The organism is Mycoplasmopsis agalactiae 14628, assembly GCF_000266865.1.
Classification (GTDB): domain Bacteria; phylum Bacillota_I; class Bacilli_A; order Mycoplasmatales; family Metamycoplasmataceae; genus Mycoplasmopsis; species Mycoplasmopsis agalactiae_A.
Window position 1 is genome coordinate 300,519 of record NZ_AJPR01000011.1, and the last position, 19,835, is coordinate 320,353.

General features: G+C 28.7%; 17 protein-coding genes. 16 read left to right on the forward strand and 1 reads right to left on the reverse strand.

What is annotated here, in order from left to right:
- Positions 1–134 precede the first annotated feature (134 nt).
- From ruvA to MAGB_RS03445, 12 genes are all read left to right on the forward strand, one after another.
- Complete coding sequence (gene ruvA, locus MAGB_RS03390; RefSeq protein ID WP_004024384.1) at positions 135–731, forward strand: Holliday junction branch migration protein RuvA; 597 nt, start codon at positions 135–137, stop codon at positions 729–731.
- The gene (ruvB, locus tag MAGB_RS03395; protein ID WP_004024385.1) at positions 712–1,674 is read left to right on the forward strand and encodes a Holliday junction branch migration DNA helicase RuvB; all 963 of its coding nucleotides are present in this window, start codon (positions 712–714) and stop codon (positions 1,672–1,674) included. Before ruvA ends, ruvB begins: the two co-directional genes overlap by 20 nt.
- Before the next feature lie 36 nt (positions 1,675–1,710).
- Positions 1,711–4,077, forward strand: a complete 2,367-nt coding sequence (secDF, locus tag MAGB_RS03400; RefSeq protein WP_004024386.1) for a protein translocase subunit SecDF — start codon at positions 1,711–1,713, stop codon at positions 4,075–4,077.
- Positions 4,078–4,150: 73 nt separating this feature from the next.
- Positions 4,151–5,017, forward strand: a complete 867-nt coding sequence (truB, locus tag MAGB_RS03405) for a tRNA pseudouridine(55) synthase TruB (protein ID WP_004024387.1) — start codon at positions 4,151–4,153, stop codon at positions 5,015–5,017.
- Positions 5,010–5,852: a YcsE-related riboflavin metabolism phosphatase gene (locus MAGB_RS03410; RefSeq protein ID WP_004024388.1), complete on the forward strand. Its 843-nt coding sequence runs from the start codon at positions 5,010–5,012 to the stop codon at positions 5,850–5,852. The genes truB and MAGB_RS03410 overlap by 8 nt, the downstream gene beginning before the upstream one ends.
- A gap of 30 nt (positions 5,853–5,882) precedes the next feature.
- Complete coding sequence (locus tag MAGB_RS03415) at positions 5,883–6,770, forward strand: FAD synthase (RefSeq protein ID WP_004024389.1); 888 nt, start codon at positions 5,883–5,885, stop codon at positions 6,768–6,770.
- 91 nt (positions 6,771–6,861) lie between these two features.
- Entirely contained in the window at positions 6,862–7,128 is a 267-nt protein-coding gene (gene rpsO, locus MAGB_RS03420; protein WP_004024390.1) for a 30S ribosomal protein S15, read from the forward strand.
- A 147-nt stretch (positions 7,129–7,275) separates the two neighbouring features.
- Positions 7,276–8,067 carry an alpha/beta fold hydrolase gene (locus MAGB_RS03425; RefSeq protein WP_004024391.1) on the forward strand — a complete coding sequence of 264 codons (792 nt, stop codon included), beginning with the start codon at positions 7,276–7,278 and terminating at the stop codon, positions 8,065–8,067.
- Positions 8,068–8,198: 131 nt separating this feature from the next.
- A complete protein-coding gene (locus tag MAGB_RS03430) occupies positions 8,199–9,413 on the forward strand; it encodes an ABC transporter ATP-binding protein (protein ID WP_004024392.1) in 1,215 nt (404 codons plus the stop codon).
- Positions 9,414–9,483: 70 nt separating this feature from the next.
- Entirely contained in the window at positions 9,484–10,458 is a 975-nt protein-coding gene (locus tag MAGB_RS03435) for a sugar ABC transporter permease (protein WP_004024393.1), read from the forward strand.
- Positions 10,445–11,269: an ABC transporter permease subunit gene (locus tag MAGB_RS03440; RefSeq protein ID WP_004024394.1), complete on the forward strand. Its 825-nt coding sequence runs from the start codon at positions 10,445–10,447 to the stop codon at positions 11,267–11,269. Before MAGB_RS03435 ends, MAGB_RS03440 begins: the two co-directional genes overlap by 14 nt.
- Before the next feature lie 155 nt (positions 11,270–11,424).
- Positions 11,425–13,203, forward strand: a complete 1,779-nt coding sequence (locus MAGB_RS03445) for a P68 family surface lipoprotein (protein WP_004024395.1) — start codon at positions 11,425–11,427, stop codon at positions 13,201–13,203.
- A gap of 42 nt (positions 13,204–13,245) precedes the next feature.
- Here the strand turns inward: MAGB_RS03445 and MAGB_RS03450 are convergent, their stop codons facing one another.
- Entirely contained in the window at positions 13,246–14,316 is a 1,071-nt protein-coding gene (locus MAGB_RS03450) for a variable surface lipoprotein (RefSeq protein WP_004024396.1), read from the reverse strand.
- A 282-nt stretch (positions 14,317–14,598) separates the two neighbouring features.
- On the opposite strand from MAGB_RS03450, the gene MAGB_RS03455 reads away from it, so the two are divergent.
- Genes MAGB_RS03455 through MAGB_RS03470 form a run of 4 tightly spaced genes read left to right on the forward strand, consistent with a single transcriptional unit; the run spans position 14,599 to position 19,792 of the window.
- Complete coding sequence (locus MAGB_RS03455; RefSeq protein WP_004024397.1) at positions 14,599–16,599, forward strand: DHH family phosphoesterase; 2,001 nt, start codon at positions 14,599–14,601, stop codon at positions 16,597–16,599.
- On the forward strand, positions 16,580–17,035 hold the full coding sequence (rplI, locus tag MAGB_RS03460) for a 50S ribosomal protein L9 (protein WP_004024398.1): 456 nt from the start codon (positions 16,580–16,582) through the stop codon (positions 17,033–17,035). The genes MAGB_RS03455 and rplI overlap by 20 nt, the downstream gene beginning before the upstream one ends.
- A complete protein-coding gene (gene dnaB / locus MAGB_RS03465) occupies positions 17,025–18,500 on the forward strand; it encodes a replicative DNA helicase (RefSeq protein ID WP_004024399.1) in 1,476 nt (491 codons plus the stop codon). Before rplI ends, dnaB begins: the two co-directional genes overlap by 11 nt.
- A complete protein-coding gene (locus MAGB_RS03470; protein WP_004024400.1) occupies positions 18,500–19,792 on the forward strand; it encodes a CNNM domain-containing protein in 1,293 nt (430 codons plus the stop codon). The genes dnaB and MAGB_RS03470 overlap by 1 nt, the downstream gene beginning before the upstream one ends.
- Positions 19,793–19,835: the final 43 nt, after the last annotated feature.

Sequence of the window (19,835 nt, forward strand, 5' to 3'; positions counted from 1 at the left end):
TTATTTTAATTCGAATTTTTTATTTTTATTCTATTAATAATTTAAAAATGGGAAAAGGGACGCCTTTTTCCCATTTTTTTCCTTTTTTAACTTACCTCTATCGTTTTTAAACATACTGAATTGGAGGTGAAAAAATGATTTTATATAGAATAGGTGAAATAATCCATAAACATAACTCAAACATAATATTTGAAAGTCAAGGAATAGGATATTCATTAATACTTCCTGATCCTGACAGAGTTGAAATAAAGCAAAAGTGTAAATTATATTTATTTGAAATTAAAAACGAATATCAATATGCTACTTATGCATTTAAAGATTTTAAAGAAAGACTGCTTTTTGCAGATTTAATCTCGCTTAATGGCATCGGGCCAAGAGCAGCTTTTAATATATTAAACTTTGGTTTTGAAAAAGTTGCTGCATTAATTGCTGAAGGAAATGCAGAAGCGCTGATCGAAATTCCATATCTTAATCCAAGAATGGCAAGACTGATTGTGGCTGAATTACAGGCAAAATGGTCAAAAATGATTAGTCCAAAAGATTCAGCAAAAATTAATGAAGCAACTAATGCTTTGTCTGAAGTTAAAGAAACTCTTAAGATGCTAGGCTTTAAAACAAAACAAATTGATGGTGCACTTTCAAAAATTTCATCAACAGATGATATTGAAAAAATGATTGAAGAAGCAATAAAATTAATGTCTACTCAAAATTATGAATCAGCTACTGCTTAGGCCAACTAGTTTTAAAGAATTTATAGGTCAAAAGAAATTAATTATAACTTTAAAAGCAATGATAGACGGCTCATTGCACAGAAATGAGGTTTTGGATCACATTCTTTTTTATGGCCCACCTGGAACTGGTAAAACTACCTTAGCATCTTTAATAGGTATTGAATTAAATAAAAAAGTTCATTACTTGCAAGGAGCATTATTAGAAAAAAAGTCAGATGTATTAAGTGTTTTTGCTAATGTTAATGAAAACGATATAGTCTTTATTGATGAAATTCATAGCATTAATAAGGCAGTCGAAGAAATCATCTATAATGCAATGGAAGATTTCAAAATTGACTTGATTATAGGGCCAGAGGGAAATTCTAAAGTAATGAGAATGAACCTTAAACCTTTTACTTTAATAGGTGCAACTACTAAATTAAATTTGCTTAGCCAGCCTTTTAAAGATAGATTCGGACTGCTTGCGAGATTAAGTCAGTATAGCAATGAAGAGATAGTTAAAATACTACAAAACAGTAAGAAAAAGCTAAAAGTGGAAACTGATAATGATGTTTTAATGCTTTTAGCAAAGTATTCTAGAAATACACCTAGAATTGCTAATCATTTATTAAAAAGAGCATATGACTTTTCGCTTAAAAATAACCAAAGTATTATTGATGCTAAAACAACATATTTAACATTTAAACATTTGGAATTATTTGATTTAGGGCTTAATAAAGAGCATATAGAATATCTTTCATTGCTAAGTAACTCTTTTTATGATAAGTTTGTTTCAATTGATGCAATTTCAGGGATTTTGAACATGAGTAAGGAAAACTTAATTAATGATATAGAGCCTTATTTACTCTACTTGCAGCTCATAGAAAAGTCCCCCAGAGGCAGAAGAATAACAACAAAAGGAGTGGATTATTTAATAAGAAATAATCTTAATATTTATACTTAATAGAAAAAACACTAATAATATATAATATTAACTATTATGTCAAACTTTATAACTAACTTTAAGACTTTTTTCAAGAAACTATTTAGCCCTAATAATTGAAAAAGATGGCTACTATTATCAATTTCAATTATTGGCATAATTTGCGCTATTGTTTGTGGCGCATTCTTTGCAATTTTTAAACAAACAAACCGTTCAATTGAATATGGTGAAGGAATTAGATACCAAGTTGAGGCTAGAGTTAAAAATGATAGTGGCGATTTACCTGCTTCAAACAAAGTTTTGAATGATATTGGTCAGTCATTAAAGTATCGTTTTTCTAGTACAAATGATTCATCAACTAATGTGGCTGTTATTGGTAATGGAATTATTCAAGTTACTCGTAATAAACCGCTTAGCGATTCAGAAAAGCAAGCTGAGTTTGAAAATTCAATTATTAAAAAAAGTAGTTTAGTTGTAACTGACATAAACATGAATCCATTATTTATAAATGGTAGATTTGCAGATCCTAAAACTATTGATAAAGATAAGTTAAAAATTGATTATAGTGAAATTGAAAAATATGCTGTGCCTCTTAAAACTGATAGTGCTACAGTTAGATTTAACCCAATTGCTTCAAGATATCAAGTTTTAGCGGAATTAGAAGATAATCAAGCTATTTTAGAGTGACAAAAAGCAACTGAATATATTTCTAAGCAACCTGAAAGAATTATGTTCATGTGAACAAACTTGGATGAGCTGTACAGATTTGCTCATACACCTCTTTTCAAAAAAGACTGAGAAGCAGCCCAAGGAAATGCAGCAAACTTTACATTTGTTGGTAATAGACCTTGAGATCCACAATTAAGAAAACTTAACACAATTAAGAAAAGTCAATTTGATGGATCAAAATATTTAGTTAATATAACAGAAATTGATAGACCATTAAATGATAAAAATTTTGTTATATCAACTACAGATTCAAAAAAATCAACTTCAGATGCTCTAGCATCATCAATAAACTTTGGTTCTAATAAGAACTTAAGTTTAAGAATTTTTGGCCAACCTGTTTTATTTACTAAAGAAAAAAGTGAATTCCAATTCAACTACATATGAATTGCACTTGCTGTTGCATTTTCACTAGTTTCATTAATGCTTATGGTAAATTATGGCCTATTAGGCTCACTAAGTGTTATCTCAATGGCACTATATATATTCTTGACATTACTAATGTTCACAGTTTTAAGAGGTGAGTATTCACCCTCAAGTTTTGCGGGACTTTTTGCATCATTAATAATTAATTTAATACCAATCTTTACTTCCTTTAATAAGTTTCAGTCCGAGATTTACAAAGGTGAGTCTAAAGTTAAAAAAGCCTATAAAACAGCACTTAACGCCAACTTCATTTCTTCATTAGATATGTATATTGGCACATTAATATTATCAATAATCTTCTTCTTTTTAGGCACACCAAATGCACAAGGTTTTTCTATCATGGTTACCTTTGGCTCAATTTTTGGAATTATCGCCATATTAATTATTAATAGATACCTTACATTTTTAGCTGTCAATACTGATGTTTTTGATAAAAAAGTTCGTCTGCTTGGTATAGTGGCTAAAAAAATTGGTAAGTTTAATACTGAAGCCAAATACAAAAAAATCAACTATGTAAACAAATCAAAATTAACTGTCATTGCCCCAGTATTGCTTGTTTGTGGAGCTATTATTACACTTGCAACACTTGGAGCAATTAATAAAGATGTATGATCTGCATTTAATTTAACAGGATTATTTGCTGAAGCATCTAGAGTTAATATAAATCTAGAATTTAGCAAGTTTGGCATTATATTAGGTTTATCAATAATAGCTATAATTATTTACTCATTAATTAGGTTTAAGTGAACATATTCTATTGCTATGGTTATAGCCTTAATACAAAACTTACTAATAACATTTGCATTATTCCTTGTGTTAAGAATTCCTTTAAATGTTTACACAATTCAAGCATTTTTATGAGCAATATTGCTTACTGTTGCAAACACATTTACAATTTTTGGCTCAATAAAAGCAAAAATGAACTTATTTGAAAAAGATGAAGCGCTAAGCAAAGAGCAAGTTAGATATGTTTCAAACAGCATTTTCTATGAATCATTTAAAAATAATTTATTCTTATTGATTGCTTCAGCACTAGTGTTTATAACACTTTTAGCCTTTGTTGGTGCTATTGACATATTTACAAGTGTAATAATGCTAATTTTAGTAATTGTTGCTATTTATTCAACATTATTTGTTGGAGTAGCAGTTTGAAGTAAATTAGAAGAAAGACGGCAAATGAAGATTCAACACAGAATTGACACAAAATACTGAGTATTTCCAAATGAACCTTCTGAACAAGTCTTTCCAGGAATTAATAATTATTTAGCATAAAAAATTCACCACTGTTGTGGTGTTTTTTTATATAATAGATATCCACACTTTTTGTATTTGATCGGAGGCCATTATGTTTTACTTAATCAATAAACCTAAAGGCCGCTCGTCTTTTGCGGTTATTAATTCATTTGCTAAAGAAAATAAGATCAAGAAAATCGGCCATACAGGCACGCTCGATCCATTAGCTTCAGGCCTATTATTAGTAGCTACTGATGAAGATACAAAATTAATTCCTTATATTAAACATAATAATAAAGCCTATATAACCACTATTCAATTTGGCAAGCAGACTGATACATACGATTCAGAAGGAATGGTTATTAATCATTCGGAAATCAAAGTGAATGAAAATGATATTTTAAAGATCTCTAGCTGATTAAATAGTCAAAAAGAACAAATTCCACCATCTTATAGTGCAAAAAAAGTAAATGGCGCAAAGAGCTATGAATTAGCCAGAAAAGGAAAAAATATAGAACTTAAGTCACAGAGTATCAAAGTGTTTGATTCAAAAGTACTTAGTTTTAATTATGAGCTTCAACAAGCTGTTGTATATGTGAATGTATCGAAGGGCACATATATAAGAAGCTTAGTAAATGATTTAGGTATATTCTTAAACACATACGCTTATATGAGTGAATTAGATAGAGTTAAAATTGGCGATCTTGATATAGCATTATTAAAAGACAAAACCTTTATCGATATAAGCAATTATGCTTTATTTTCACTGCCATTTTATGAGCCAACATATGCTGAAATCATACATTTAAAAAACGGCATAAGCATACCTAATAAAAACAAAATCCAAAATGGTGAGTATATTTTAAAAACTAATCAAACTAACTGAGGAATTGTTAGTGTTGATAGTGATTTAATTAAAGTCAAAAGAATATTTGGCAACAGAATCAAAGAAGTTGAGCAAGGAGAAGCAAATGACTAGAGTTGAAATACAAAACAACATCAAGGCAGCGGCTTTTGATATTGATGGCACATTATTAGAACACGGCAACTTGCAATTTAATGAAACAGTTTTAAATACATTTAGACAGCTAAAGTCTAAAGGTATAACAACTATTTTAGCATCAGCCAGAGAGTTTGTAACCATAGGTCAGTTACTAAATAAATCTAACCACATTGACTATTTTATAGGTGCAAACGGTGCATTTGTTTATGATGTACAAAACAAAAAAATTATTTATGAAAAAATCATAAAGTACAATGAACTAAAGGTTTTGTACTCGGAATTTTCTAATTTTAGTCACTGTGAAAACTTTTTGCTAACTGATATTAATTATGGTTTTAAATCTCCAAATATGAAAATAGAATCATGATTTTTAAAGCCACATATTGACAAAATAATTGATATGGACTTTAATAAAGTTGACAAAAATCATATGCACATTATTGCTCTAGGTACAAAAAGCGAAGAAGATTCCAGTAAATGCGCTGAAAAAGCTAGAGAATTAATCAAACAACATAATATGAATTTGGAAATAACAGCAAGATGAAGTAAGGGAGTATTTATTGGACCTAAAAACTCAACTAAATCATCAACACTTAAATGATTATGTGAGTATTTAAACATAAACAGAGATAAAAATTTAATTGCTTTCGGTGATAGCTCTAATGATTATGAAATGTTAAGAGATGCTGCATATGGTGTAGCAATGATGCGTGCAAATAGTTGAGTTAAAAGTGTTGCTAATGATGTGACATTAGACTGTGAACACAACGGTGTTTACTTAAAATTAAAAGAATTAGGACTAGTGTTTTAATTCATAAGAACAAAATATATAATTTTAATTATGAGTTTTAATGTTTATAGTTTCAATAATTTGCCAAAATTTAATGATCCAATATATTTAATTGGTGTTTTTGAAAGTTTTCATCTAGGTCATAATTTCTTATATGAAAAAGCTAAAGAAATAAAGGGAAATTCAGACAGAGACATTGTCATTGTGTTTTTTAAAGATGTTGAAAACATGTTTAAAAATAAAAATGGCTATATTTTTACAGACTTTGAAAATCGCATTCAAGAGTTTGCTAATTTAGGTTTTTCTCAAGGAATATATCTTGAATTTGAAAAAATATGAGCTTTAGAAGCCAATCTTTTTTTAGAAAAATTATTTAAAAATCAAGATGGATTAATCGATGTCGTAGTTGGTAAGGATTTTCGCTTTGGACTTAATGCAAAAGGGAATGCTGACACTATTAAAGAAACAGTAGGCTATCAAAATGTTCATTCAGTGGACATTGTAAAAATAGGTGAAAATATTAAAGTTTCAACAACTTTTTTAAAATCCTGCCTTGAAATTGGGGATATTGAACTAGTTAATTCATTAAATTTATACATCTACTCATTTAGTGCAAATATAACTGTTAACGAAAGCACAAAATTAATTAGTTTAACAACTAATAGCAATATTATTCCCCTAAAAGATGGAATATATTTAAGTTATGTCGAAATTAATGAAATGACTTATTATGCTGTTTTAAAGGCAAATATAGACAATTATGAACTTAAATTTCTTGACTTTGAATTAAAAGATCAAGTATCTAGTTTAAAATCAAGAATAAAAATACTAAAATCACTCAGATTCATTACTTCACTTGAAGATGATATGATATTAAATTCCGATGTAATTAATGCTAAAAAAATCTTACTTAATGACAGCAATAATGGTAAAATTTAAAAGCATTTAATTTACAACAATGCAATTTTATACTTGGTTTAATTAAATAATTAAAACTAGGGTAAAACATATTTATATATGGAGAACTAAAATGATTACAAAAGAACAAAAAGCTCAAATTGTTGCTAAATATGGAGCTAACAAGAAAGACACAGGAAACATCTTTGTCCAAATAGCTATTTTAACAGCTGAAATTGAAGACTTAAAACCTCACTTTTTAGCAAATCCTAAAGACAATCACTCAAGACGTGGTTTTATTGCAAAAATTACAAAAAGAAGAATTTTGCTACAACACTTAAAGAAAGAAAACTTTGAACTTTACAACAAAGTTTTGGCTGAATTAAACTTAAGAAAATAGTTTCTAAAAAGCACATCAGATGCTTTTTTTATTTTACCTTGCTTACTAAATTTCCATTTTTCCCTATAAAACAGCACTAAACGTAAGTTGTGTATAATTTACTTATCAATATTGTTGTTCATTAGTTTAATATGAAAAGAGGAATATATGGAAAAAGTAATTTATGACTATGAATATGTTTTTAAAGATAATGGCAATAAAGATGGTGCCATAATTTATTGCCATGGCCACAATTCTAAGCCTGAAATTTTTGAAATTTTTCAAAATTACTGAACCAAAACAAATTATTATGCAATTCAATTTCCAGGTAATAATTTAGTTAAGCCTGTCAAAGACCATAAGCTAAATGTAAATCAATTTGCTCATTTACTTATTGATTTTATTACTAATAATGGTTTAAAAAATGTGACATTAATTGGCCATTCAATGGGTGGCGGAACTATATCGCTTGCATATAAATTGCGTCCTGATTTAATTGGAAAATTAATTTATATAGCACCTATTAATAAAACAACATCACTAAGCAAAGGAAAATATAAAAGAAATTTTGTTCCTACTACACTCAGTGAATATCATGACTTTTTAAGACCACTATACTATGATTTTGATAAGTTAATTGGAAATCCTGAATTTAGTGAGGAAGTTAAAAAAGCTTTTGATCCCGAAAGATTTAGCAATGAATACATTAAAAAATTAACAATGTCAATGGATGCTAATCTTTATGACCAGATTGAAAGTGCTTTAGATTCAATTAAAGTTCCTACATTGCTTGTTCTGGGCGAAAAAGACGGCGTTATTGATAGTGAATTGTGCTTAGAATATTTTAAAGAACATGTAAAGAATCTAGAAAGCATTATTGTTCCAAAATCAGCACACATAATTTATTTAGAAAACTGACCTGTGTTTATTGAAGCAGTTGAAAAATTTTTAAATAAGTAATTAATTAAAAACAAGTAGGCAAAGCAATTTTTAGCATGCCTGCTTTTCTTTTAAGCTTATAAATTAAGCAAATTGGGCAATAAATATTTACAAATATTTTCTATTCTAATAATGTTTTATAATATATAAATATGACATTAGAAGATAAAAATAAAAAAGAAAACTTGATTAAAATAAATGATTTAGTTTTTAAATATAACAAAAAGCAAAAAGGTGAAAGTATTAGAATTGACAAGCTAGAAATACCTAAAAATCAAATAATAGCACTTTTAGGCCCTTCAGGTTCTGGTAAAACAACATTGCTTAATTTATTATTAGGCTTTTTGAAACCGACTCAAGGAACAATAAACATTGAGCACAGTCCTAAAATCCATGAAATTTCTTACATTATGCAAGAGAATTCTATTTATGAAAATGTAAGTGTATTTAACAACGTTTTTTTAAGTGCAAAAAATTATGAAAAGTGAGTTGATAATGCTAGATTAACATTTTTTAATGAGTATTTTGCTAGTATAGATGATTCTGCACTAAGTTCTAAATATGAGCCATATTTAGAAAAAATTTTTAAGTCAAAAAGCTCAAGCTGAGCTAAAAAAATTAGGTTTTTTACGCTTATAATGAAACTGTTATTTGATAAAAAAATCAAGAATAAGTTTAAATTTTTTAAGTCAATGCGGCTTAAGACATTATTTAAAAAGGAATTTGAAGTCGTAGCTAATAAAATAGGCATTGGTGAGTTTATTTATAAAAATGTTAATGAGCTCTCTGGTGGTCAAAAACAAAGAGTTGCTTTTGCTAAAGGCATTATAAAAAAGACGAATTTGGTTCTAATGGATGAACCATTTTCAGCACTTGATGCTAAAATCAAAGAATCGACAATAGAATGATTAATAAACATTAAAAAAGAGTTTAATTTAAGCATTATTGTTGTTACTCATGATCAGCAAGATGCACTAAAAATTAGTGATTCCATTATATTAATGGATAAGGGTACTATTCAACAATTTAGCTCAGGCGCGGATATGTATGAAGATCCAAATAATTTATTTGTGGCTAAGTTTATAGGATCTCCAGAAATAAATTACATTAATACTGTTGATGACATAAGTTATTATATTAGGCACAACAAGCTTAGCATTAAAAAAGATCCAAATGGCAATTTTATAATAGTTGATAAAAAAGATTTTGGCGACAAAATTCACTATAGTGCTAAGTCTGATGATAAATCTTGATCATTAGTTACTAAAGATTCAAGCATTGAAGTTGGGCAAAAAGTGTATGTTAGTTATAAAGATGCTGATGTTTTAGCTTTTGACAAAGAAGGCAATAGAGTTAGAAATATTTAAAGTTCTTAAAAGCCTATAAAACAGGCTTATAAGTCAATTAGCTTTTTATTTTTTATCATATTGAGGTTGTATGAAAAATAAAGAAGTAAAGCGAAAAACAATATCAGTAGTACAGATCATTTTGCTTATATTACCGCTAGTTTTATGTATTTTATTCTTCACAATATCGCCAATTATTCACACATTTATAAAATCACTTAGATATAATCCTAATCCAACTGACCTTACAACTTATGTAATAGGGACTGGTAATTATAATGGCATATTATCAGATCCTAATTTTAAACATGCTATTATAAACTCCACAGCAGTATTGCTTATTGGAACAAGCATATCTATGATTTTAGCTCTTACTTTTGCTTTAATTATTAGTTCAATAATGTCAGCAGTTACTAAAAGAGTAATACTTTCAATAATTTATTCTCAGTTTTTTATTTCTGGATTTGCAGTTGGAATTGCATTTACATTGTTTTTTGGAAGCAAAGGCTTGTTTTTTTACCTTATTGGTTTAGATAAATACAGTTTTACTTCAGGAAACAAAAGAATTCCGATATGAATTTATTATGTAATTTATCAAATATGAAGATCGCTCCCTTTTAATTTAGTTTTATTTGCTGCAGCTATATCTAGAGGCGAATTAAAATATGCAAAGCTAATGAAATGCGATAACTTATCTAGAATACAAAAAATTAAATTTGTTTATGCAAATGAAATTTCAAAAGTTTTCTTCTCTATTTTGTTCACAAACTTCATATTTTCATCACTAATGTATCCACTAGCTATTCTCGAGCGTTCATTTGACCTAGATTTAGAAAAAGCCCACACATTAACTAGCTATACTGGCAAGTATTTAGGGCTAGGCAATAATCCCGTTTTAACTTATCCAAGGGGTTATTCAGCCGCTTTCTTTAGTTTTGCATACTTAGTTTCACTTTTGTGCTTGATGCAACTTATTCGGCCAAAAACAATCAAAGGAATCATTAATTTAATCAAAAAAATCAATCAAAAAGTAAAACAAAGAAAGGCGGCGCATGTTATTAACTAAAAAAATAATTTTTGGAATAATTAAATTCGCTTTAATTGGTCTTTTATGCATTGCGCTGCTTTTTCCGCTTTATTATTTACTTCTTCATTCATTAGTTTCAGCTAAAACAATAACTGATAATAAAGCATCATTAACTATCCAAGAATGAAACTGGTCAAATTACGCAGAAGCCTATAAAAAAGACTTCTGAGTCGCTTTTGGTTATACTTTATTGTTTGCTTTTATATTAATGAGTCTAAGAATTTTGACTTATTCAATGGCTGTAGCAGGCTTATTAAAAATGAACAGTAAGTTTCAAAAAATATTTCAAAACTTTTTCTTAGTTATAAGCTTAATACCTGAGTTTTCAATTTACTTAAGTCTTAAAACATTTTTGATTAATCTAAAATTATATGGCACTGCATTTTCATTTGTTTCTAACTCAATATTTTCATTCTTTACTTTTACATATGTTTGAAATTTAGCAAAAAGTGTACACAATGAAAAGTACAAAATTATGCTTAATGATAATCTTAAATGAAATCAAAAAATAACATATGTTTACTTGCCAAGGCTAAAATTAGCATACTTTTTACTGATCATATTTGCCTTTATTACAGCCTGAAATGACTATTTGTGGCCTACATTTGTGCTACCAACAACTAATAATGCAAAAGGCTTTACAAACATAACGATTTGATTTTTAAACTTAGGCAGAGAAGCGTCGGAGTTTGAAAACACAGCTATTCAGGCAGCAGGAGCAGTTATTTCAGTTTTAATTCCGCTAACAATTTATGCAGCCTTTTCAAAGAAAATAAACAGATTTAATTAGTAAGTAAGTATTTATCAAATTTACCAAAAAGCCTATGAAACAGGCTTTTTATTACATAAAAATATAGAAATTTTACATTTTTGCTAACCCTTTTAGCTATTAATATATAAAATTGTAATGTTGTTTTTACAATTAAGAGTAAGAGGATTTTTAAAATGAATAAGAAAAAGATATTGTTTGGAATTGTTCCATTAATGGCTGCTGCACCAATGATTGCTGCATCATGCCAAAAAAGTGAAAAATCAGTTGTATTTCAATTTGCTCAAAGCAATGTTTGACCACTACCTAAAATGCTTGTGCCTTTGGTTGAATATTACAACAAAACATTTAGCAAAGATAAAGACTTTCTTCCTGTAAAACTTCAATTTAGTGATGTAACAAAAACTACAAGTGAATTTGAGTTAATTAAAAAAGTAAAAAATGATATTGAATCTAATAACGAAAGCTCATTGCCTAGCTTAATTTTAGGCGCACAATCTGGTGCTTATGTTCTTAATCAATATAAAAGATTAATGGATCTTTCTGATTATGGAATAACTAAGTCAATATTTAACAAAAACATTGCCGACTTGCATTCAAAATTACCTGGTCAAAAAGGCAACGATAAAATTTACAGCATTCCTTTTGATAATTTGGATGTTGACGCAGTTGTTTATAATCTAGAAGTTTTAAATCACATTTTCAAAATGATTAAAGAAAATGGCGGGAATGTAGATGAAAGTGCAGATATAGTTAAAAAAGCTACTGAAGCAGGCAAAGAAGGTGTAGGCCAAAAAATGCCCGATAACACTATTTGAAAGGCATTAGAGCCAAAAACTGCTGATAAAAAAGCTTTTAATGGTCTAAACGTAAATAATGAAACATTTAGCTCAATTGAAAACATAAAAGAGTTTGCTAAAAAGTTTTATGAGGGCACTAAGTTAAATACTTCTAAAGTTAATGACGACACATTAACAGGTGAAGTAATATCGGTTGACTATGCTAATGACTTGCTTTTTAAGGAGCTTCATTCACAAATTGGTAAAGATAAACTAGTTTTTGATTCAGTTGAAACAGGCAAAAAAGAAAATCCTGTTGCTGTTAAATATAATTTAGTAGATGATTCAGACATTAAAAGTAAGTTTAAGCAATTATTAAGTGGATATAAAAATATTATTAAAAGACATGAACATAAAGTTGGGGAAAATAATAAAGTATTTCAAACAATTAATTTTGGTAACAAAGGCGAAAATGCAAGTATAAATATTGCTAGATTTAAGAGTGCAATAAGTTTTGCAGCTAGTGTTGGAGTTAATTCAACAATGTTTAGTTCACGTAATAAAGAAATTTATGGCAAAGATGACCCTGATTTTGAGAAAAAAGTTGCTGCATATGAAGATGTTTATATGGATCCGCAATTAACAACAGTTAAAAAAGATGCACAAAAAATATTTACTGAAGGTGGTTCAAGCTTATTAACTATTAAACATAGTGATGAATCATTAAATAAAGCAACTATAAAGTTTGTTAAATGATTATTTGAAGGCAAAAATAATGCCTACAACCAAGACATGGAAGATAACTGAAAAACATTTGCAAAATATTCAGGTTACATTATGCCTTTAGCTTCAGTTGTTAATGATCAAAGCCTAAATTGATTCCAAAGTGAAGCTGATAAATTAAAGCAAAAAAGAGCAAATAAAACCATCAGCGATGAAGAGTTCAGAATCTTAAACTTCTTAAGATCGGCTTATGTATCAATTAAGTCAATTAGAGACTTTGAAAAAGATAATTCAATTATTGCTAAAAATAACGTACAAGACGACAAAACAGGTCAAATCAACAATACAATTTCATCAGTTGCGAAAACCTGAACTAATCATAACAAGGCTTCTGAAATTAAGGAAGATGTCTTAATTGAATCAATTGAAAAAGAAATAAATCCAAATCGTTAGTAAAAAAAATACTGAAACTCTTGCTTTCAGTATTTTTGTTTTTTAAGAATGAGCTTTTTTGTTATGAACAATAACACTAATTTTAGAATCTTTAGTATTACTAATGTACTTAGTTATGTAAAAATGGTATTCATCAGTTGAATGAGCGTGCGAACCAATTAAAGAATATGACACTGTTGGATCATTTTCTAAATTTGCTTCAAAAATAAAGAATTTATTTAGCTCTTCAATTTTCTTTTTAAAGTCTTCTGAGCCTATTTTATTGCTACTTTGGGCAACAATAGTATTAATTTTTTCAAACACTTTTTCAGCTGTATTTTCAGACGAAAATGCATCTTTTTTAAATATTTTACCAATGATAAAAGAATCATCTAAGTAGTGGCTTTTATCATTTTCGGTTAATTTTGATAAATCAGCATGGTCACTGTGTTCACTTTCAGACTTTTCTATATTATTAATTCCAATTTCACTTCAAGTTATTGGGGTATAACTTAAATTATTGTTTTCATTTTTTATAAATGTTAAGGTTAAGCCATCTTTAGTTGAATTTAGCTTATCATTTGGCGACGAGTTTTCAAAATCAATTGAAATATTTTTAATTGATTCTTCTTTTATTTCAACTGAAGTGTTTTCCAAAAAGCTGTTTAATAACTTAAGTTGCTCAGCAAATGAATTCTTACTTTTAAGCTGTTTTATAATGGTCTTAGGAAAAAATCCTTTTCCTTTTTCAGATACTTTAGACGATAAGGCAACTAGATTATTAAAAGCTAAAAATGTATTTTTAGATTCATCTTTTTTAACTTCAGTAATTTTATTTTTAAATGATTTATATGCAGAAATTGCATCATTAGTAGATTTTATTCAAGCATCAACTTCTTTTTTATTTTTAATGTCAACTTTTGAATTTAAAGCACCTTTTATATCAAGATAGTTTTTTAAAAAACTAAATTTTTCTTCTGAATTAAGAAAGTCGGTTACCGACTTACGATTATTATTGTATTTTGACTCTAATTCTTTCAATTTACTTTCATTGTCACAACTAGCAGCTATCATTGGAAATGCTAAAGCAGGCGCAAGCATCCCAAAACTACATAATAGTTTATTTTTTTTCATAATTTTATCCTTGCTACATATACTATATATTTTTAATTGTGAAATTATTAATTGTCCAATTTGAATATTAAGTCTTATGATTTATTTAAATCATTATACAGTAATAGCAACTAGTTAGCAGTCTATATTTAACTAAAATTCCTGCAAGCCTATAAAACAGGACTATTAGTCAAAAAATAAATATAGAAAGTTTGCATAAGAACAAAAAAGTAGCAATGTGCAAGTTGCAAATAATATATCTAGTTTAATTTAATATTAAAATCTTTTATATAATTAATAAGTATGAATTTAAGTAATATACCTAGTAAAAAAAAGACTGCAATAATTTATAGTTCAGTATTCTTGCTTGCAATTATTACATTAGTTGCATGCATTGTTATTATTGCAAAATTTAGTAACAGTCAGTCTAAAATATGAGCATCAGCAGTAGTTGGTCTTACTATTAGTGCAATTATTGCAAGCATTGTAGGTTTATTACTTGTGAGAATGTATTGATCACAAAATGCTATTGTCAAAAAATCATTTAATTTCTTTATGGATGAAGTAGTAAGCCATAATTCAATAGGTTTAATAATTTATGACAATAACTTTATCATTTTATGAACAAGTTCATTTATCAAAAATCGCTTTGGCAGAAAGTGAGTGGGCTATTCATTAGCTGAGTTTTTCAATCATTATGAAACTCATTTTGATAATAATTTACAAAGCCTAAATTTTAAAGATAATGAAAGCTTTTATCATGCAGAAATATGACCGCTAAAAAATTGTATAAGCATAAAAGACATTACTTTAGAGCAAAACATGATTCAAGTTTATTCAAATCAGCTTCCTGTTATTGGCGAGGTTGAAATTGATAATTATCAACTATATCATTCAATACTTTCAAAAGAAGAACTTTATAGAGTTAACCAGGAATTTATAGCTATTTTGGACGAATTAGTTTCAAACTACAACTTTGTTTATCGTCAGTATACTAACGGAAAATTTTTGGTATTTACTAACAAAGAATCAATTGATAAAATGGCTAGTGTTGACTTCAATTTTTTCTCTAAAATTCACTCAGCTCTTAAAAATTCAAAAATTAATAATCACTTAATTTCAATTTCAGCTGGTTTTGCTTTAGGCTATCAAAATTTATGAGAAAAAACAGAGCAAGCTAAAAATGCTTTACTACAAGCACAAAGCCGGGGCGGCGACCAGGTTGCAATTTTTTCAAATACAGAAAGACCTAAATATTTTGGCTCATCTAGCGAAATTCTTTATGACATAAGTAGAACCAAAATTAAAAGAATTGCTGACTTAATTGAAAGCAAACTAAGAGATCCAAAAATTAAAAAAGTTATATGTTATGGACATGCTAATGCTGACTTAGATGCAATTGGTTCAGCTTTAGGAATCTGAGCACTTGCAAAAGAGTACAATAAAGAATCATACATTTGCTCTATAACTCAGGATTCAACTACTGAATCAGCTATTGAAAAAATTATTCCTAAAGATGAAGAAATTTTTATTAGGCCACAAGTAGCAAATAAAATTACTGATGAATCAACACTAGTGTTTTTACTAGATAATTCACAAATTGATAGAACCGATAATAAAGATTGCATAAACAATACAAAAGTTAATAATATTTTTATCCTAGACCACCATAGATTAGGCACAAGCGTCGATTTTTGCCCTAGTGTAAATAGATACATAGACTCAGCAGCTTCTAGTGCTTCGGAAATAGTTACAGAAATTTTAATGTTTGTCCAAAGAAGAATTTCACTTAAGCCTTTTGTTGCCCAAATGCTATTAAATGGTATTTATTTAGATACTCTTCAATTTACTAAAAAAGTTAATGCTAGAACATTTATGGCTGCTGGCTGATTAGAAGAAAAAGGTGCAAATTCAGCTAAAAGTAGTGAAATATTAAAAATTGATGAAGATACTTGAAATGATGTAAATGATGTTTTAGAAAACATTCAAGAAGTTAAGCCAGGATACTTTTTGGCTTATAAAGATATTCCATTAAGCAATGATGTTATTTCAATTGCTTCTGAAGAAATTTTAAAAATTAGTAACCGCAAGGCAGCATTTGTTATTGCTAAATTAAAAGGAACTAAATTTTACAAAATGAGTGCAAGAGGACTGGATGTCAATGTTCAGTTAATTGCTGAAGCAGTTGGTGGCGGTGGCCATTTTGGCACAGCTGCAGCTGTTTCTAGCGAGGATTTTGCCACATTTATTGACAATGTAAAACAAGCGATTGTGAGTGAGAAAAATGAAAGTTATACTAATTAAAGACTGTAAAGATGGTAAAGCAAATACAATAATTGAAGTTTCAGATGGCTATGGATCTAACTTCTTAATTAACAAAGGTTTTGCACTTCCATACAATGAAAAAACTAAAAAACAATTAGAAAAAAGATTAAGCGATTTAACTGCCAATGAAATGGAAATGCGTCAAAGTGCACTTGAGCTTAAAGAAAAATTAGAAAAAGAATCTTTAAAGTACGAACTAGAAGCTAATATTGACGCTAATAGCAACTTAAATGTCCATGGAGCTGTTTCAACTAAGGACATAGTTAAGTCATTAGTCAAATTAGGCTATAAACTAGACAAATACGCCGTTCAAAAGGTTCATCTAGTTGGCAGAGGAGTACATTTAATTGATGTAATAGTTTACAAAGATATTGTTGCAAAGTTAAAGGTGGATATAATAATCAATGTCAAATAACTCCGAGTATTACGAGATAAACAGCTTAAGCAAGTATTCAAATCCAAATTTAGAAGCATCTTTGCTTGGCTTAGTTTATATTAACAACCAGACTGCTAGTAAAATTATTCCTTACTTAACTAAGGAAGACTTTACTGTCAGAGAACATGCTTTGTTTTTTGAAGTTTTAAAAGACTTGTTTTTAAAAAACATTTCAATTAATTTTGACCAGCTTATGCTTTATAAGTCAAAAAACAAGCAATATAACTTCATAAATTTTGAATTTTTGTTACATATACAAGATTCAGCTGGCCTAAGTAATAACATTATTCAATATTTACAAGAGTTAGAAAGACTAACTAAATTAAGAACAATTGAGCTTAAATTAAGCAGGGTGTTAAACAAACTAAGCACAAATATTGCAGTAAGTGAAAATGAAGTCATTAGTGAGCTACATGACTTACTTTTAAATATCGATAAAAGCAAAACTAGACAAGACTTTTTAACTGTTGAAGAAGTGGCCAAAGTTGTTGTTGATGACTTAGTTAAAAAAAGAGAGCTTAATATTTCAAATATCAGCGGAGTACCTAGTGGCTTTGAAGCACTTGATGCTCTTACTCAAGGATTTCAGCCTGGGGAAATGATTGTTCTAGCTGCTAGACCAGGTATGGGAAAGACTGCTTTCGCCTTAAACATAGCCAAAAACGCTGCTTCAGCTTCAGGCAATAAACCTGCTAAAAAGGTGGTATTTTTTACCTTAGAAATGCCTTCATCACAGCTAGTTACACGTTTATTTGGCATAAGTACAGAAATTGATTTATACAAGTTCAAAAAGCCAAGTGAACTATCTCAGGATGAATTAGACAAAATAACTATTCACCAAAAAAGACACTTAAACCAATTGAACTTATTTATAGATGAATCGGCCAAAACTGATTTACCTACATTACTATGAAAATGTCGTAGGTTAGCTAAAACAAGCGGCATTGATATGATAATTATTGACTACTTGCAATTACTAAGTGTAGATTCAAGCAAGCCATCTAGAGACAGGCAGGCAGAAGTTGCTACAATTAGTAGAAATCTTAAAACACTTGCCTTAGAGTTAAAAGTACCTATTATCGCTCTAAGTCAGCTTAGCCGTGAGGTTGAAAAAAGAGAAGATAAAAGGCCTATATTATCAGACTTAAGAGAATCAGGAACAATTGAGCAAGATGCTGACATTGTTTTATTTTTATACAGAAAAAATTACTACAATAAAAACAAAGTCAACTTCAAAGACAAAGATCTAAGTGCACAGCAAAAAGAAATGCTAGAACAAGGATTCATTGGCGATGTAACCAACTTGCTTATTGCAAAGCACAGAAACGGCACGCAGGCTGATATTAACTTATTGTTTAGACTAAATTGTGGAAAATTTGAAGATCTTTATTATAAATATGACGAAGTTAGCGACTCCTTTAATTTCAATAAAGGAGATGAATAATGCCCCTTTATTTAAAAATCATTTCCACAATTGGAATGATATTGCTTCTTTTACTTAGTTCAATTTTTAGTGCCAGCGAAACCGCTTACACCAGTTTAAGCCCTGGCAGAATTGAAAGTATGATAAGCAACAAAGAATTTGGAGCCAAACTGATTAAAAAACAACACAAATTTTTTAATCAGTTATTAAGCACAATTTTAATTTGCAACAACATTGTAAATATTGCTCTTTCAGCTATAACTTCTTATTTACTAAGCGTATGATGATTAGCAAATTTAGAAGAAGTTAATAAATATAATGTCATTATCTCAACTGCCATATTAACCCCAGTTATAGTATTATTCGGCGAAATTTTACCTAAATTAGCTGCTAAAAAATATCCTGTTGCTGTTGCTAAAACATTTTGTTATGCCTTACAAACTTTTTACTATATTTTTTGACTTTTTACCTATCCAGTAAGCAAAATTGGTAGAAACATTTATATAACTAACACTGAGCAAGATGTTAAAGGCTTAATTGACATTGCACAAAATGAAGGTGTATTAGAGACAAACGAAAGCATAATGGCTCAAAATGCTTTGGACTTAGATAGCACCAAAGTTTCAAGACACTATATAAAACTAAAAGATGTTTATTTAATAAACCATAACGATAGCGTTTCTGATGCTATTGAATTGTTTAAAAAAACAAATTACAGCCGTTTACCGGTTAAAAAAGACGATAATCTTATTGGCATTATTCACCTTAAAGATATTTTTTACTTACAAAAAGGTAAGGTCATTAAATACTTAAAACCAGTGCCAACTGTTTCAATGAACACTAGCTTGTCGCTAGCGCTTGAGAAAATGCGTATTCAAAAGTCACAAATGGCTTTTGTAACTGAAAATAACTACAGCACCGAAGTTATAGGTCTTATAACTATGGAAGATATAATTGAAGAAATTATAGGTGAAATTTATGATGAATATGATGACGAAGAGTGAGCAGATTTTCACGAAATAAGTCTTGAATTATTCCATGCATCAGGCAAAATTAAACTTAAAGAAGTTATTAAGCGGCTTGAAATTGAAATCGAAGATGTAAGCTCTGATGAGCTTAATATGTGCCTGTTTGAATTTATTAAGCATAGAGTCGGCTACACGCCTAGAAAAAATACTAAGTATGCATTAGGCGATGTGCATTTTAGAATACTTTCTATTACTAATTCTAAGAAAAATGATGCAAAAATTGAAATTGAGTTAGGTAACAAAGTAGATATTTTAGAAACAAGCACACAGCAAATTGCACTTTAGCATGCATAATTGCCTAAAAGCACTATAAAACAATGTTTTCTGT